Origin of the sequence: Pseudomonas sp. Pse35, assembly GCF_024519715.1 — a bacterium.
Taxonomy (GTDB): domain Bacteria; phylum Pseudomonadota; class Gammaproteobacteria; order Pseudomonadales; family Pseudomonadaceae; genus Aquipseudomonas; species Aquipseudomonas paracarnis.
Genome location: NZ_JALJRP010000004.1, coordinates 164,500 through 180,748 on the forward strand (window position 1 = coordinate 164,500; position 16,249 = coordinate 180,748).

Genomic DNA, 16,249 nt, shown 5'->3' on the forward strand with positions numbered 1-16,249 from the left:
AAGCCCGGCGCTCTTCTATGAGCGCCGGGCTTTTTAATATGAAATGCGATTCAACTGTGGGAGCTGGCTTGCCTGCGATAGCAGTCTGTCAGTTGATGCATCGGGTGGCTGATACACCGCTATCGCAGGCAAGCCAGCTCCCACATTAGACCTTCATCGGTCTTACGAACTCTTTACCAGTTTGACGGCCAGTACATCGCACGGTGCGCCGTGCAATACATCATTGGCGGTCGAGCCCAGCAGCAGTGCCAAACCGTGTCGCCCATGACTACCCACTACGATCAGGTCACAACCCTGTTCTTTGGCCAAGTGGTGGATTTCCTGGCGCGGTTGGCCGTAGGTAAGATGGGAATTTTCCTTACTGACCTTGGGATACTTGAGAATCAAGCGGTCAAGGCGCTCCTTGGCCTGGTCGAACTGTTGCTGCTGCAGTTGGGAAAGGTCCATTGGCACGTCACCACCAAAGGCCATAGCCATGGGCTCGACGATGTGTACCAACGACAGTTTGGCGCCATTGGCAATCGCGGATTCCTGTGCGCGCTTGATCACTGGATCGCACTCTTCGGTCAGGTCGACAGCGACCAGAATATGTTCGTAGGGCATGAGGCGTTCCTCCAGGGGGCTGCAATAAGTTCAGTATGGCTGCTTTCAAGCGGATGGGGTTGCCGCAGATCAAATCCGCTCATCTAGAAATTCGGGAGTACACATATGACGGTCTGGATAGTGGTGTCAATCCTTGCGGTGGTTTTAAGCCCCCTGGTATGGCTGCGCCCTTCGCGCCAGCAGAGTGGGCGCATGGCCCTGCGCATGGAGGCACGCCGCATCGGGCTGGCCATGCAGTTGGCGCCCCAGGAGTGGCCGCACTGGCTCAAACAGGAGCCGCCGAGCCCGTGCGCGCAGTATTGCCGGCCACGACGCGGCAACGCGCCCGCAACCTGGAGCTACTGGCAGCTGGAGCCCGGGCTGTGGGTCAATCAGTGGCGTGAACCCTGTGTGGATGAGAAGTTGTTGCCGCATTTTGCAACGCTGCCGGCAAACGTCTACAAGGTCGAGGCCGACAAACAAATGATTGCCCTGTATTGGGGCGAAAAGGGCGAAGCAAGTGTGCTGAAAGACATCGATGCGCTGCTCAAGGCCCTGGCCTGACCCACACCTGTAGGAGCGAGCTTGCTCGCGAAAATCGCCAACGATAACGCGGATGATCAGGCTATACGCGGCGCTCTCCAGGTTTTCGCGAGCAAGCTCGCTCCTACAGAAAAGCCCGGCCAATAAAAAGCCCGACATCATCATCGGGCTGGAGCTGGCCAGGCAGGCCGGTAAATCTGTAGGTTGCCGCTAGCCTAGCCGTGTATTGCGTTCTGTACAGCTTTTTCCCACACCTTTTCTATTATTGATCCTGTGAATATTTGAATATTGGCGGGTGGCCAGCCTGTGGGCCGGGTTCTGAAATGACCGGAAAGTCGCGTTTTTCCTAGCCTTTGGAGCGATTGACAATTGCTCGGAATTGGATGAAGGTGGCGTACCCAAATCAAACGGGCGTATGAATTGAGCGTTTGCCTGTCAGACGACTCATACAAAACCCGACTATCGCACTGGCGGGTGTGCCTGGCGGATTGGCGTGAGCATTGATTCAACTGTCAATGTCAAACCAGAGACCAGCGTCCAGTGTGTACTGTTCAGCTTCCATATCGTGGAGATCAGTTGATGATTTACGAAGGTAAAGCCATCACGGTTAAGGCTCTTGAAAGTGGCATCGTCGAACTCAAATTCGACCTCAAGGGTGAGTCCGTCAACAAGTTCAACCGTCTAACCCTGAACGAACTGCGTCAGGCCGTAGACACCATCAAAGCAGATGCTTCGGTCAAGGGCGTGATCGTCTCCAGCGGCAAGGACGTGTTTATCGTCGGCGCTGACATCACCGAATTCGTCGACAACTTCAAGCTGCCCGATGCCGAGCTGGTGGCTGGCAACCTCGAAGCCAACAAGATCTTCAGCGATTTCGAAGACCTCAACGTGCCGACCGTTGCTGCCATCAATGGCATCGCGTTGGGCGGCGGCCTGGAAATGTGCTTGGCGGCAGACTTCCGCGTGATGTCTGCGACGGCCAAGATCGGCCTGCCGGAAGTCAAGCTGGGCATCTACCCAGGCTTTGGCGGTACCGTGCGCCTGCCGCGCCTGATCGGTGCCGACAACGCGATCGAATGGATCGCCGCCGGCAAGGAAAACAAAGCTGAAGATGCACTGAAAGTCGGTGCTGTCGACGCTGTGGTTGCCCCGGACAAATTGGCCGAAGCCGCGCTGAACCTGATCAAGGGCGCCATCAGCGGCGAATTTGACTACAAGGCCAAGCGTCAGCCGAAGCTGGAAAAACTCAAGCTCAACGCCATCGAACAGATGATGTCGTTCGAAACCGCCAAAGGTTTCGTGGCCGGCCAGGCCGGCCCGAACTACCCGGCGCCGGTGGAAGCGATCAAGACCATCCAGAAGGCCGCGAACTTCGGTCGCGACAAAGCCCTGGAAGTGGAAGCGGCAGGCTTCGTCAAACTGGCGAAAACCTCGGCGGCCCAGAGCCTGATCGGCCTGTTCCTGAACGATCAGGAACTGAAGAAAAAGGCCAAGGCCTACGACGAAATCGCCAAGGACGTGAAACAGGCCGCCGTACTCGGCGCCGGTATCATGGGCGGCGGTATCGCCTATCAGTCGGCGTCCAAAGGCACGCCGATCCTGATGAAAGACATCAACGAACACGGTATCGAGCAGGGCCTGGCCGAAGCCGCCAAGCTGCTGGTGGGCCGCGTTGATAAAGGTCGCATGACCGCTGCAAAAATGGCTGAAGTGCTTAACGGCATTCGCCCTACGCTGTCCTACGGCGATTTCGGCCACGTCGACCTGGTGGTCGAAGCGGTTGTCGAAAACCCGAAGGTCAAGCAAGCCGTACTGGCTGAAGTGGAAGCCCAGGTCAAAGATGACACCATCCTGGCCTCCAACACCTCGACCATTTCCATCTCGCTGCTGGCCAAGGCCCTCAAGCGTCCGGAAAACTTCGTCGGCATGCACTTCTTCAACCCGGTGCACATGATGCCGCTGGTGGAAGTGATCCGTGGCGAGAAGTCCAGCGAGCTGGCCGTTGCCACCACCGTTGCCTACGCCAAGAAAATGGGCAAGAACCCGATCGTGGTCAATGACTGCCCGGGCTTTTTGGTCAACCGCGTGCTGTTCCCGTACTTCGGCGGTTTCGCCAAGTTGGTCAGCGCCGGTGTGGATTTTGTGCGCATCGACAAGGTCATGGAAAAATTTGGCTGGCCCATGGGCCCGGCGTACCTGATGGACGTGGTCGGCATCGACACCGGCCACCACGGTCGCGACGTCATGGCTGAAGGCTTCCCGGACCGCATGAAAGACGACCGCCGTTCGGCGATCGACGCGCTGTACGAGGCCAAGCGCTTGGGCCAGAAGAACGGCAAGGGCTTCTACGCCTACGAGGCCGACAAGAAGGGCAAGCAGAAGAAAGTGGCCGACCCATCGGTGCACGAAGTACTCGCTCCGGTCATCTACGAACAGCGTGAGGTGTCCGACGAGGACATCATCAACTGGATGATGATCGCCCTGTGCCTGGAAACCGTGCGTTGCCTGGAAGACGGCATCGTCGAAACCGCCGCCGAAGCCGATATGGGCCTGGTGTACGGCATTGGTTTCCCTCCATTCCGTGGTGGTGCGCTGCGTTACATCGATTCCATCGGTGTGGCCCAGTTCGTTGCCCTGGCTGATCAGTACGCTGATCTGGGCCCGCTGTACCACCCGACCGCGAAGCTTCGTGAAATGGCCAAGAATGGCCAGAGCTTCTTCGGTTAAGTGCCCAGACGACTAGAGCGAGAATATTTATGAGCTTGAATCCAAGAGACGTCGTGATCGTCGACTTCGGTCGTACGCCGATGGGCCGCTCCAAGGGCGGCATGCACCGCAACACCCGCGCCGAAGACATGTCGGCGCACCTGATCAGCAAAGTGCTGGAGCGCAACACCAAGGTCGACCCGAACGAAGTCGAGGACGTGATCTGGGGCTGCGTCAACCAGACCCTGGAGCAGGGCTGGAACATCGCACGCATGGCGTCGTTGATGACCCAGATCCCGCACACCGCGGCCGGCCAGACCGTCAGCCGTCTGTGTGGTTCGTCGATGAGCGCGCTGCACACCGCTGCGCAAGCGATCATGACCGGCAACGGCGATGTATTCGTGGTCGGCGGCGTGGAGCACATGGGCCACGTCAGCATGATGCACGGCGTCGATCCTAACCCGCACATGTCCCTCTACGCGGCGAAAGCCTCGGGCATGATGGGCCTTACCGCGGAAATGCTCGGCAAAATGCACGGCATCACCCGTGAAGCCCAGGACGCCTTCGGCCTGCGCTCCCACCAGCTCGCCCACAAGGCGACTGTGGAAGGCAAGTTCAAGGATGAAATCATCCCGATGAACGGCTACGACGAGAATGGCTTCCTGAAACTGTTCGACTACGACGAAACCATTCGTCCGGACACTACCCTGGAAAGCCTGGCGGCCCTCAAGCCAGCCTTCAATCCAAAGGGCGGCACCGTGACAGCCGGTACTTCCTCGCAAATCACCGATGGTGCTTCGTGCATGATCGTGATGTCGGCACAGCGTGCCCAGGACCTGGGTATCCAGCCGCTGGCGGTGATTCGTTCGATGGCAGTGGCGGGTGTGGATCCGGCGATCATGGGCTATGGTCCAGTACCGGCCACACAAAAAGCGTTGAAGCGCGCAGGCCTTTCCATCTCCGATATCGACTTCTTCGAGCTCAACGAAGCTTTCGCTGCACAGGCCCTGCCAGTGCTGAAAGATTTGAAAGTACTCGACAAGATGAACGAGAAGGTTAACCTGCACGGCGGTGCGATTGCCCTGGGCCACCCATTCGGTTGCTCCGGTGCGCGTATCTCTGGCACTTTGCTTAACGTGATGAAGCAAAATGGCGGCAACCTTGGGGTTGCAACCATGTGCATTGGTCTCGGCCAAGGCATCTCTACCGTCTTCGAACGCGTCTAAACGTTCGGTTGACGGAAGCCGGGGCCCAGTGCCCCGGTTTTTGTTTTTTGGAACTTTTAAATATTTTTTTTCAACAAATTTTGCATGAGGGCCAGAGCATGAAAGTCGAACCAGGGCTCTACCAGCATTACAAGGGGCCGCAGTACCGTGTTTTCAGCGTGGCGCGCCACTCTGAAACCGAAGAAGAAGTGGTGTTTTACCAAGCGCTGTATGGCGAATACGGCTTTTGGGTGCGCCCTTTGAGCATGTTCCTGGAGACCGTCGAAGTTGACGGCGAGCAGGTCCCGCGCTTTGCTTTGGTCACGGCCGAACCCAGTCTTTTTACAGGGCAATAACGGCAGGTCGCGCAGAATGCTGCGCTTGACCTCATCCGGTTGCCACTATATATAGCGTTGCCGCGTCAGGCGCCAACTGCCTTTCACTTCTCGAATTCAGGAATTTTCCGATCCATGGGCAAATCGCTGGTCATTGTGGAATCCCCGGCTAAGGCCAAGACCATCAACAAGTACTTGGGCAACGAGTACGTGGTGAAGTCGAGTATCGGCCATATCCGAGACCTGCCCACCAGCGGTTCGGCTAGCGCCAGCAAGGAGCCTGCCGCCAAGCGCGGCAAGGCCGCCGCGGGCGAAGGTCCGGTACTCACGCCTAAAGAAAAAGCGCGCAAGCAACTGGTTTCGCGCATGGGTGTGGACCCGGACCATGGCTGGAAGGCCAAGTACGAAATCCTTCCGGGCAAGGAAAAGGTCATCGAAGAGCTGCGCCGGCTCGCCAAAGATGCTGACACCATCTATCTCGCGACGGACTTGGACCGCGAAGGGGAAGCCATTGCCTGGCACCTGCGCGAAGCCATCGGCGGTGATGACAGCCGCTACAAGCGCGTGGTGTTCAACGAAATCACCAAGAAAGCCATTCAGGAAGCCTTCTCCAAGCCGGGCGAGCTGGACATCGACCGTGTCAACGCCCAGCAGGCCCGTCGCTTCCTCGACCGCGTCGTCGGCTACATGGTCTCGCCACTGCTGTGGGCGAAGATCGCTCGTGGCCTGTCCGCCGGCCGTGTGCAATCGGTTGCGGTGAAGCTGGTGGTGGAACGTGAGCGCGAGATCCGTGCGTTCATTCCTGAAGAATACTGGGAAGTCCACGCCGACCTCGGCACTGCCAAGGGCGCCAATGTGCGCTTTGAAGTGGCCCGTGAGAAAGGCGAGGCCTTCAAACCGCTGAACGAAGCCCAGGCCATGGCCGCGCTGGAGAAGCTCAAGGCTTCCAGCTACAGCATCGTCAAGCGTGAAGACAAACCGACCAGCAGCAAGCCGTCGGCGCCGTTCATCACCTCCACCCTGCAACAGGCCGCGAGCAACCGCCTGGGCTTCGGGGTGAAGAAGACCATGATGATGGCCCAGCGTCTGTATGAGGCTGGCTACATCACCTATATGCGTACGGACTCCACCAACCTCTCGCAAGACGCGGTGGCGATGGCGCGTACCTATATTGAAAGCGAATTCGGCAAGACCTACCTGCCGGAGAAGCCGAACGTCTACAGCAGCAAGGAAGGCGCACAAGAGGCTCACGAAGCGATTCGTCCTTCTGACGCCAACACCACGCCTGCCAAGCTGAGCGGCATGGAGCGCGACGCTGAGCGCCTCTACGAGCTGATCTGGCGCCAGTTCCTGGCTTGCCAGATGCTGCCGGCACAATACCTGTCTACTACCGTCAGCGTGGGCGCGGGCGATTTCGAGTTGCGTGCCAAGGGCCGTATCCTCAAGTTCGACGGCTACACCCGTGTGATGCCGCAGATCGCCAAGCCTGGCGATGATGATGTGCTGCCGGACATGGCCCAGGGCGACACGCTGAAGCTGATCAAGCTCGACCCGTCCCAGCACTTCACCAAGCCACCGGCGCGTTATTCCGAAGCCAGCTTGGTGAAAGAGATGGAGAAGCGCGGTATCGGTCGTCCGTCGACCTACGCGGCGATCATCTCCACCATCCAGGACCGTGGCTACGTTGCGCTGCACAACCGTCGTTTCTATTCGGAAAAGATGGGTGACATCGTCACCGAGCGTCTGTCGGAGAGCTTCTCCAACCTGATGGACTACGGCTTCACCGCCGGCATGGAAGAGAACCTCGATGACGTGGCCCAGGGCGAGCGTGACTGGAAAAACGTGCTTGACGAGTTCTACGGCGACTTCAAGAAAAAGCTCGAAGTGGCTGAGAACCCCGAGAACGGGATGCGCGCCAACCAGCCGGTGATGACGGATATTCCGTGCACTACCTGCGGTCGACCGATGCAGATTCGTACCGCCTCCACCGGCGTGTTCCTCGGTTGCTCGGGCTACAGCCTGCCGCCCAAAGAGCGCTGCAAGGCGACCGTCAACCTGGTGCCGGGCGATGAAATCGCGGCTGACGACGAGGGTGAGTCCGAGTCGCTGGTGCTGCGTGGCAAGCATCGCTGCCCGATCTGCAGCACGGCGATGGACGCCTACCTGCTGGACGAGAAGCACAAGCTGCACATCTGTGGTAACAACCCTGATTGCAACGGCTACGAGATCGAAGAGGGCACCTATCGCATCAAGGGCTATGAAGGCCCGAGCCTGGAATGCGACAAGTGCGGCAGCGAGATGCAGCTCAAGACTGGCCGTTTCGGCAAGTTCTTCGGGTGCACCAACCCAACCTGCAAGAACACCCGCAAACTGCTGAAAAGCGGTGATGCGGCGCCGCCGAAGATGGACCCGGTGAAAATGCCCGAGCTCAAGTGCGAGAAGGTCAACGACACCTACATCCTGCGTGACGGCGCTTCGGGGCTGTTCCTGGCTGCGAGCCAGTTTCCGAAAAACCGCGAGACCCGTGCGCCACTGGTGATGGAGATCGTGCCGCACAAGGACGAGATCGATCCGAAGTACCACTTCCTGTGTGAAGCGCCGAAGAAGGACCCGGATGGTCGCCCAGCCGTGATCCGCTATAGCCGCAAGACCAAGGAGCAGTACGTGCAGACCGAAGTGGACGGCAAGCCTACTGGCTGGAAAGCGTTCTACGACGGCGGCAAGTGGAAGGTCGAGGACAAGCGCCAGGGCGCTTGATCCGCTAGTCTGTTAACGCCAAAAGCCGTCTATATAGACGGCTTTTGCTTACTGTAGGATTGAGCTTGTTGTGGCGAGCAAGCTTGCTTGCGCTGGGGTGCGAAGCGCCCCCAATAGCTGGCGACTGCTACGCAGTCGAGCGGGAGCAGGCTCCCTCGCCACAGCTAGCTCGTTCCTACACAGCCAGCATCACGCCTATTCGTTGTGGAGATTGCCGTCATGGCCAACGAACTCTATACCCGTACCAATCAGAAAATTTACTTCGCGGGTTTATCCCTGGACGCCCTTGGCCGTGCCGAGGAAGGGAAAGAGATGAATGCCATCGCGCTGGTGCAGGCGGGGCGCGAAGCGGCGTTGTTCCACCTGTACGGTGCCTTGCTGGGGCTGTGCCATGAAATCGCCGGGTTCTACCGCCTACCCCAGGCCGGTGCGCCGCGTGCAGAAATGATCATGAATCGTGAAGTGCTGGACGCCATGGCGATCCCCGAGTTGGCCGAACTGGTGGAAATGGCCCAGAGCCCCGACAGTTGGGTGGCGCGGCTGCTCAAAGCACATGCGGATATGTTTCAGCCGCCGCGTATTCCCCATGTGCCCAAGGGGGATGTCACCCAGCCGCTGATCGTCGCCGTGGCCTTGGAACAGGATGAGCCCAAGCCTTTGAGCCGTGAGGAGTTGGAAGGCTGGCGCCAGGAGCTGAAAAAGATGGCGCTGCGTTTTCGTGAAGGGCTCAACGAGTGCTGAAGGGGTTGCACTAAGCAAATGGGGAAGCTGGCTTGCCTGCGATGACGGCCTGCCAGCCGACACCTATCGATCTGATGCCCCGCGTTCAACCTGTGGGAGCTGGCTTGCCTGCGATGGCGGCCTGACAGGCGACCCTGTTATACCGAGTACATATCCATTCCTGCGGTAACGGCCGCTTAGGGTTCCGCCTGACGACGGGTCACTTTGGAAAAGCCGGTATGCCAGCGTGGTTTAACGGGGCGCCTGAGATCAAGATCAAAAGCAGATCAAAAGCTACTCGCTTCGCATCGTGGTTACCGTTGGCTGCTACAGCTTATAAAGTTGTATAAATACTTATGCTGCGATAGCGGTGGGTCAGTTTGCTGATTATGCGCTGATACTCCGCCATCGCAGGCAAGCCAGCTCCCACATAGAGAAGTGTGTTCCCTAGGGCGCCATTCATCACACCGTAAACAAACCTGTCCATATCCCCTGCGAGGCTGGGTGGATGACTGATATAATCCCAGGCCTTTCGTGGAGAACAGACTTTTATGCCAACGTCCTTTCTGGAAATTGTTGAACTGCCTGACGGCCGAATCGAACTGCGCCGGGCGGAGGACGAGGGTTCTCTGGTTATTCTGGATTTCTCCGAAGACGCCAAAGTCTTCCTGCAAGGCCAGCACGTCGAAGTGGCTAAAGCCATGTTGAGCGTGGGCGTGCAGATGGCAGGTCGCCTTGCTGAAGGCGAGCCGGAGAAAGAAGAAGGGCCGCGCGTTCTTCACTGAGTCCTTCGTGAAGGCTGCTTCTGTGGCGCGCCCATCATTACCCCAATCGAATATTCAAACTCTGTGCATCACCCGTGCGCGCAGCGCTGATCAGTTGCTGCTTGGCGCTGGCATTCAGCGGGTTCAACCAGCTCACCACCGTATGGCTACGGCCCAGGCGCAAGGCTTCGCAGGTTAGTTGCTGGGCGCTTTGTGCGCCGCGTGGTTGCAGCAACAGGATGCGCTCGCGGTTGAGCCCGGCGTCCCGCAGCCAGGCCTGGGTGAGGCTGGCGGGCGGGGCGATCAATGTCAGCCAGCGGGCGTCCTGATCTTCGCTCAATTCGCGCAGGATAGGTGCCAGCAGGTTCAGGCAGCTCTCAGCCGCACCGCGCAACGACAATTCACTGAACGCCTCAGGTTCGCCGCCCCAGGGGGCTTCGACCGTTTCCTTGAGGATTGGCGCAAGGGGCTGGGCCATGAAGGCCTCGAACAGCGACAGTTGTGTGTGTTGTGGGGTGTGCACGAGCTGCATGATGCCTCCTTTAACGGCGAATGACGCCGACACTCAAGCCTTCGATCACCAGGTCCTGGTCTTTCAGGTTGACTTCGATCGGGGCAAACTCAGGGTTTTCGGCCAGGAGCCAGACCTTGCTGCCTTCGCGCTTGAAGCGTTTGACCGTGACCTCGTCGCCGATACGGGCAACGACGATCTGGCCATTGCGGGCTTCGCGGGTGGTATGCACGGCCAGCAGGTCACCGTCGAAGATGCCCACGTCCTTCATGCTCATGCCGTGCACACGCAACAGGTAGTCGGCACGCGGATGGAAGAAGGTCGGGTTGATGTTGCAGGATTCCTCGACGTGCTGCTGCGCCAGGATCGGCGCACCTGCGGCGACGCGACCGATGATCGGCAATGTCGACTCGTCTGCCTTGGCTTCGAAGCCAGGGATGCGAATACCCCGCGAAGCACCGGGGGTCATCTCGATCGCACCTTTGCGAGCGAGTGCCTTGAGGTGTTCCTCGGCGGCGTTCGGGGACTTGAACCCCAATTCCAGGGCAATCTCCGCACGGGTAGGCGGGTAACCATTGTCATCAAGGCAGCGCTTGATAAAAGCCAGAATCTCAGCTTGGCGTGGCGTCAGTTTTAGCATGTTGATCGCTCTGTCTTTTTATACAGTGACTGGGATTATATACAGTGAACTGCGCTTGGCAATCATCCTTTTTGGCGGCTCCGCTGGACGGTCATCCGTCAGCCGTCCTACAGAGCAGAAGCGGCGCTGCCTACAGAGCTGCGAGGATATGATTAAATAGCGGTGAAACAGATGACCGACCAGCCGCAAAGCGGACCCGCAGGCTTGACAAGACACACTCTGAAACGTATGTTTCAAACAAGTGTTTGTCAGGCGGAGTAGCCATGGCCCAGTCGGAAACCGTTGAACGCATTCTCGATGCTGCCGAGCAATTGTTCGCGGAAAAAGGATTTGCTGAAACTTCATTGCGTCTGATCACCAGCAAGGCTGGGGTCAACCTGGCCGCCGTGAATTACCACTTCGGCTCGAAAAAGGCTCTGATCCAGGCGGTGTTCTCACGCTTTCTGGGCCCGTTCTGCGCAAGCCTCGACCGTGAGCTGGAACGCCGCCAGGCCAAGGCCGATCACAAGCCCAGCCTGGAAGAGCTGCTGGAAATCCTCGTGGAGCAAGCGTTGGTCGTGCAGCCCCGTAGCGGCAACGATTTATCGATCTTCATGCGCCTGCTTGGCCTGGCGTTCAGCCAGAGCCAGGGCCACTTGCGCCGTTATCTGGAAGACATGTACGGCAAGGTGTTCCGCCGCTATATGCTGCTGGTCAACGAAGCGGCGCCGCGTATTCCGCCTATCGAACTGTTCTGGCGTGTGCATTTCATGCTCGGTGCCGCAGCTTTCAGCATGTCGGGTATCAAGGCGTTGCGGGCAATTGCCGAGACCGATTTCGGTGTGAACACGTCCATCGAGCAAGTCATGCGCCTGATGGTGCCGTTCCTTGCCGCTGGCATGCGCGCCGAAACCGGCGTCACCGACCCGGCCATGGCCACCGCCCAGTTGCGCCCGCGCAGTAAAACCGTACCGGTCGCCGCCAAGGTTTGATCGCTGCGGGTGGGCGCGGTCGCTTGCATCCGCTAAGCTAGCCGCCATGCCGATTTCAGCTATTTATTCACAACCCGTCGTCCTTGCCCTGCCTGGTAGGGACCACGGGTTGTGTGCGTTATTTAAGGAAGGTTTATGACTGCTGCCCTGCAAGGTTCTTTGATGGTCGACGTCGCCGGTACCTGGCTCACGGCCGAGGATCGTCATCTGTTGCGCCAACCGGAAGTGGGCGGCCTGATCATTTTTGCGCGCAATATCGAGCACCCGCGTCAGGTTCGCGAATTGAGCGCAGCCATTCGCGCAGTGCGCCCGGACCTGCTGCTGGCTGTGGATCAGGAAGGCGGCCGCGTACAGCGTCTGCGCCAAGGCTTCGTGCGCCTGCCGGCCATGCGTGCGCTGGCGGATAACCCCAACGCTGAATACCTGGCTGAGCAGTGCGGCTGGATCATGGCCACCGAGGTGCTGGCGGTGGGCCTGGACCTGAGTTTTGCCCCCGTGCTGGACCTCGACTACCAACGCAGCGCCGTGGTCGGTACCCGTGCTTTCGAAGGCGACCCCGAGCGCGCTGCCGTGCTCGCGGGTGCCTTTATCCGTGGCATGAACAGCGCCGGCATGGCCGCCACCGGCAAGCACTTCCCTGGCCATGGTTGGGCCGAGGCCGATTCCCACGTCGCCATTCCCAATGACGAGCGCAGCCTGGAGCAGATTCGCGCCAACGACCTGGTGCCTTTCGCACGCCTGAGCAAGCAATTAGCCGCCGTGATGCCGGCGCACGTCATCTACCCGCAGGTCGATGCCCAGCCTGCTGGTTTTTCGCGTCGCTGGTTGCAGGACATCCTGCGCGGTGAGTTGCAGTTTGACGGGGTGATCTTCAGCGATGACCTGTCCATGGCCGGCGCCCATGTGGTCGGCGATGCGGCCAGTCGGATCGAAGCGGCGCTGACCGCTGGTTGTGACATGGGCTTGGTGTGCAATGACCGTGCGGCGGCCGAGCTGGCGCTCAGTGCAGCACAGCGGATGAAGGTCACGCCATCGGCGCGGATTGCGCGTATGCGTGGGCAGGCGGTTGCGTCGACTGATTACAAACAGGATCCGCGTTGGCTGACAGCGCTTACTGCGTTGCGTGATGCGCAGTTGATCGACTGAAAACCGAAGCGCGGCCATCGCAGGCAAGCCAGCTCCCACATTTTGATTTGTGAATACATTCAGGTGTGGGAGCTGGCTTGCTCGCGAAGGCGGCCTAACAGTCAGCGCTTCTCTTGCTTATTGGGCAACGGCGCAAACAACGCTTCAATCTCGTCATTGCCCAACTGCCAATCCCCCGTCGTTCGCCCATCCAGCACGCCCGCAGCCAGATCGGACTTCTCCTTCTGCAAATGCTGGATTTTCTCCTCCACCGTGCCCCGGGCAATCATCTTGTACACGAACACCGGCTTTTCCTGCCCGATGCGGTACGCACGGTCGGTGGCCTGGTTTTCCGTGGCCGGGTTCCACCAGGGGTCATAGTGGATAACCGTATCGGCTTCGGTCAGGTTCAAGCCGACGCCGCCGGCCTTCAGGCTGATTAAAAAAATCTGCAACTTACCGCTCTGGAAATCCTTCACCGGTGTACGTCGATCCCGCGTCTGGCCAGTCAGCAGGGCGTAGGCAATGCCGCGCTTTTTCAGTTCGGCCTCGATCAGGCTCAGCATCGAGGTGAACTGCGAGAACAGCAGGATCCGGCGGCCTTCGGCAAACAGCTCGTCGAGCATGTCCATCAGGCTGTCGAGCTTGCCCGAGCTGCTGCCACGGGCGGGCAGGGTGGCGTCGTTGACAAGGCGCAGGTCGCAGCATACCTGGCGCAGTTTGAGCAGGGCTTCAAGAATGATGATCTGGCTGCGAGCCACGCCCTTGCGGGTGATCTCGTCGCGGACCTTTTTATCCATGGCCAGGCGCATGGTTTCGTACACGTCGCGCTGGGCCTCGTTGAGGTCGACCCAGTGGATGATTTCGGTCTTGGGTGGCAGTTCGGTTGCCACTTGTTCCTTGGTGCGGCGTAGCAGGAAGGGTTTGATCCGACCGTTGAGGTGCTGCAATCGCACCTCGCTGGCACGTTTTTCAATCGGCACGCGGTAATCACGGTTGAAGCTCTTCACGTCGCCCAGCCAACCCGGCAACAGGAAGTGGAACAGCGACCACAGTTCGCCCAAGTGGTTTTCCAAAGGCGTGCCGCTCAGGCACAGGCGCTGGCGGGCATTCAGCTCGCGTGCGGCCTGGGCCGCCTTGCTGGACGGGTTCTTGATGTACTGCGCTTCATCCAGGATCAAGACGTGCAAGGGCAGGGCGGCGAGCTGTTCAATGTCCTTGGGCAGCAGGGCGTAGGTGGTCAGCAACAGGTCGTAGTCATTCAGGTTGGCGAAATGTTTCTTACGTCCTGCGCCATAAAGTGCCTGCACTCTCAGTTGCGGGGTGAAGTGCGCGGCTTCATCCAGCCAGTTCGGGATCAGGCTGGTAGGCATCACGACCATGCACGGCCGATCAAGGCGCCCTGCGTTTTTTTCGGTAAGGATGTGCGCCAGGGTCTGCAAGGTTTTGCCCAGGCCCATGTCATCCGCGAGTATCCCGCCCACCTCGAGTTGGCGCAGCGACTGCATCCAGCTCAGACCTTCCAGCTGGTAGGGGCGCAAGGTCGCATTCAGACCTTCGGGCGCCACGCAGGTGAAATCCTTGATATCGCGCAGACGCTGGGCGAAGTTGCGGATCTTCTCGCCGCCTTCCCATTGCAGAGGCAGGTCTTCCAGCGGGTTGAGGCGTATGGCGTCGGCCTTGGCCAAGCGCAGCGCGGTGGTGCCGGCTTCCTGCAGGTAGAACTCGCCGAGGGTCGCCAGTACCGGCTTCAAGCGGCCGTAGGGCAGCGCCACTTGCAGCGGGCCGTGGCCGTTGGGCAGGCCGGGGATGTTCACCAGGATCAGCTCTTCATCGCGGCGCCGCGCGAGTTTCTCCGGGTTGAGGATCTCGGTATGAGAGCGCATCAGGTTCAGCAGGATCGGCAGCAGGCTCAAGCGTTCGCCGTTGACGATGATGCCCAGCTCCAGGTCGAACCAATCGCGTTCCGGCCCTTCATCGACCGTGGCATACCAGTCATCGACGGGGCTGAGGTCAAAGCCGAAGTCTTCATCGATCTGCAGCTCCCAGCCCTCGGCACGCAAAGTGGGCGACACATTGAGGGTGAAGTTCAGCCAGGCACTGTCATTGACCATCTCGAACAACTCGCCGGCGCTTTCCGGCAGGGCCTTGCTCTGGCGCGTGGCGATCTTGAAGCCAAGCAGGCGCAGGTGTTCGCGATAGGCCTGCTCTTGCTCGGGTTGGCGCTTGATCCGCAGGCTCTGCGTCTCCTGGCGCACAATGATGTCGGCATTTTTTTGCCCGCTGACATAGTTGCCCAGGTAGTTGAACGACAGCGCCGCACGGTGCTGGATATAGCGCTGCATCTTGCCGTTGCGCGGTTCGAACGCGCTGAATTCCACGCTGGCCAGCCACAGGCGTGGCACCGGCTGCACGTCGTCCATCACCACCTGCGGCAGGACCACGCGGTTATCGAGCACGGCCTGGAGTTTTTCCAGCAGTTGCGCATCCTGGGCCGCTGCCGGGTAGGCCAGGGTTTCCTGAACCTTGAGCAGCACCGCCGCGATGTGTTTGCAGTTGGTGTGCACCGGGCACGTGCAGCGGCTGTCCACCAGGATCAGCAGGCCCTTGGCCGATTCGCGCAGTGAGATGGTCTGGCGGTAAACATTACCGCCCGAGCCTTCGCAACTGGCGGTGATGGTGCTGTCGCCGCACTCGACGATGCGCACGCGGTTCTCCAGGGCGTAGCGTCGCCCGCGCTCGAGGCTTTGCTCTTTGAAGCGATTGGCCCACGAAGGGGCCAGGGGTTTGGTCAACGACGACGTCAGGGGCATGGCGCGCAATCAGTCCTGAAGGTCGGGCGGTGGTGCGCTGGGTGGCTTGGCGGTCAGCGAGGTGATCTTGATCAGCAGCGCCAGGTGGCCGCCGTCCAGGTAGTTGAGCTGGTTGTTCTTGGTGCGCACGTCTTTCTGGCTCAAGTGTTCGCTGGCGATCACGCTGCCGTTGCCGTCGAACTGGTTGATCCAGAAGTCCGCGTCGATATCGGTAAAGCGCCCCAGTTGCAGGCTCAACACCCCTTCGATAGGGAACTGGCCGAATTGCTCCTGGCCGTCGGTGATCGCCACCTTCACCGGTTGCTCGCCCAGGTTCTGTTCCCAGGCCTTGTGGGCCAGTACCGTGTAGTTGGCGTCGGCGCGCAGCTTGTCGACGATATTGCCCAGGCGCGGCGGGCTCATCCGCTCACCCAGGCGCGGCGCGCCCGCATCCCAGTTTTCCGGGGCGGCGCGGCTGTTGATCACCGGTTCTGCATTCTGGCGCACCAGGATCATTTCCACCTGATACAGGCTGTCGGCAAAGGCCGAAGGTGCGAGTACCACCAACAACAGGCTCAAAATGCGGAACACGCGCATG

General features: G+C 59.6%; 14 protein-coding genes. 9 read left to right on the forward strand and 5 right to left on the reverse strand.

The features are described 5' to 3' along the window. Positions 1–162: 162 nt before the first annotated feature. Entirely contained in the window at positions 163–603 is a 441-nt protein-coding gene (locus OC445_RS04865; RefSeq protein ID WP_034126643.1) for a universal stress protein, read from the reverse strand. 105 nt (positions 604–708) lie between these two features. On the opposite strand from OC445_RS04865, the gene OC445_RS04870 reads away from it, so the two are divergent. The 7 genes from OC445_RS04870 (at position 709) to OC445_RS04900 (ending at position 9,633) form a co-directional block, all read left to right on the forward strand. Next, a complete protein-coding gene (locus OC445_RS04870; RefSeq protein ID WP_034126644.1) occupies positions 709–1,146 on the forward strand; it encodes a hypothetical protein in 438 nt (145 codons plus the stop codon). Between the two features lie 558 nt (positions 1,147–1,704). Further along, positions 1,705–3,852: a fatty acid oxidation complex subunit alpha FadB gene (gene fadB, locus OC445_RS04875; RefSeq protein ID WP_105226171.1), complete on the forward strand. Its 2,148-nt coding sequence runs from the start codon at positions 1,705–1,707 to the stop codon at positions 3,850–3,852. Between the two features lie 29 nt (positions 3,853–3,881). Further along, positions 3,882–5,057 carry an acetyl-CoA C-acyltransferase FadA gene (fadA, locus tag OC445_RS04880; RefSeq protein WP_003189650.1) on the forward strand — a complete coding sequence of 392 codons (1,176 nt, stop codon included), beginning with the start codon at positions 3,882–3,884 and terminating at the stop codon, positions 5,055–5,057. Positions 5,058–5,155: 98 nt separating this feature from the next. Continuing rightward, positions 5,156–5,392, forward strand: a complete 237-nt coding sequence (locus OC445_RS04885) for a DUF1653 domain-containing protein (RefSeq protein WP_003189651.1) — start codon at positions 5,156–5,158, stop codon at positions 5,390–5,392. A 114-nt stretch (positions 5,393–5,506) separates the two neighbouring features. Further along, positions 5,507–8,128 carry a type I DNA topoisomerase gene (gene topA / locus OC445_RS04890; RefSeq protein ID WP_003189652.1) on the forward strand — a complete coding sequence of 874 codons (2,622 nt, stop codon included), beginning with the start codon at positions 5,507–5,509 and terminating at the stop codon, positions 8,126–8,128. Between the two features lie 219 nt (positions 8,129–8,347). Then, positions 8,348–8,869 (forward strand): DUF6586 family protein, encoded by a 522-nt coding sequence (locus OC445_RS04895; protein WP_127881803.1) that lies wholly within the window; start codon positions 8,348–8,350, stop codon positions 8,867–8,869. 530 nt (positions 8,870–9,399) lie between these two features. Further along, the gene (locus tag OC445_RS04900) at positions 9,400–9,633 is read left to right on the forward strand and encodes a hypothetical protein (protein ID WP_003189656.1); all 234 of its coding nucleotides are present in this window, start codon (positions 9,400–9,402) and stop codon (positions 9,631–9,633) included. Between the two features lie 37 nt (positions 9,634–9,670). Here the strand turns inward: OC445_RS04900 and sulA are convergent, their stop codons facing one another. Together sulA and lexA are read right to left on the reverse strand one after the other, a co-directional pair. Further along, positions 9,671–10,144, reverse strand: coding sequence for an SOS-induced cell division inhibitor SulA (sulA, locus tag OC445_RS04905; RefSeq protein ID WP_005786162.1), 474 nt, complete (start codon positions 10,142–10,144; stop codon positions 9,671–9,673). A 10-nt stretch (positions 10,145–10,154) separates the two neighbouring features. After that, positions 10,155–10,763, reverse strand: coding sequence for a transcriptional repressor LexA (lexA, locus tag OC445_RS04910; RefSeq protein ID WP_003172575.1), 609 nt, complete (start codon positions 10,761–10,763; stop codon positions 10,155–10,157). 263 nt (positions 10,764–11,026) lie between these two features. Here lexA and OC445_RS04915 point away from each other — a divergent pair, with 263 nt between their 5' ends. Both OC445_RS04915 and nagZ read left to right on the forward strand, forming a co-directional pair. Beyond that, entirely contained in the window at positions 11,027–11,734 is a 708-nt protein-coding gene (locus tag OC445_RS04915; RefSeq protein WP_034126647.1) for a TetR/AcrR family transcriptional regulator, read from the forward strand. Positions 11,735–11,869: 135 nt separating this feature from the next. After that, complete coding sequence (nagZ, locus tag OC445_RS04920) at positions 11,870–12,880, forward strand: beta-N-acetylhexosaminidase (protein WP_019818244.1); 1,011 nt, start codon at positions 11,870–11,872, stop codon at positions 12,878–12,880. A gap of 101 nt (positions 12,881–12,981) precedes the next feature. On the opposite strand, the gene OC445_RS04925 is transcribed toward nagZ, so the two are convergent. Beyond that, the gene (locus OC445_RS04925; RefSeq protein WP_034126648.1) at positions 12,982–15,672 is read right to left on the reverse strand and encodes a DEAD/DEAH box helicase; all 2,691 of its coding nucleotides are present in this window, start codon (positions 15,670–15,672) and stop codon (positions 12,982–12,984) included. 9 nt (positions 15,673–15,681) lie between these two features. Then, entirely contained in the window at positions 15,682–16,248 is a 567-nt protein-coding gene (locus OC445_RS04930; protein WP_078802725.1) for a CsiV family protein, read from the reverse strand. Position 16,249 lies beyond the last annotated feature (1 nt).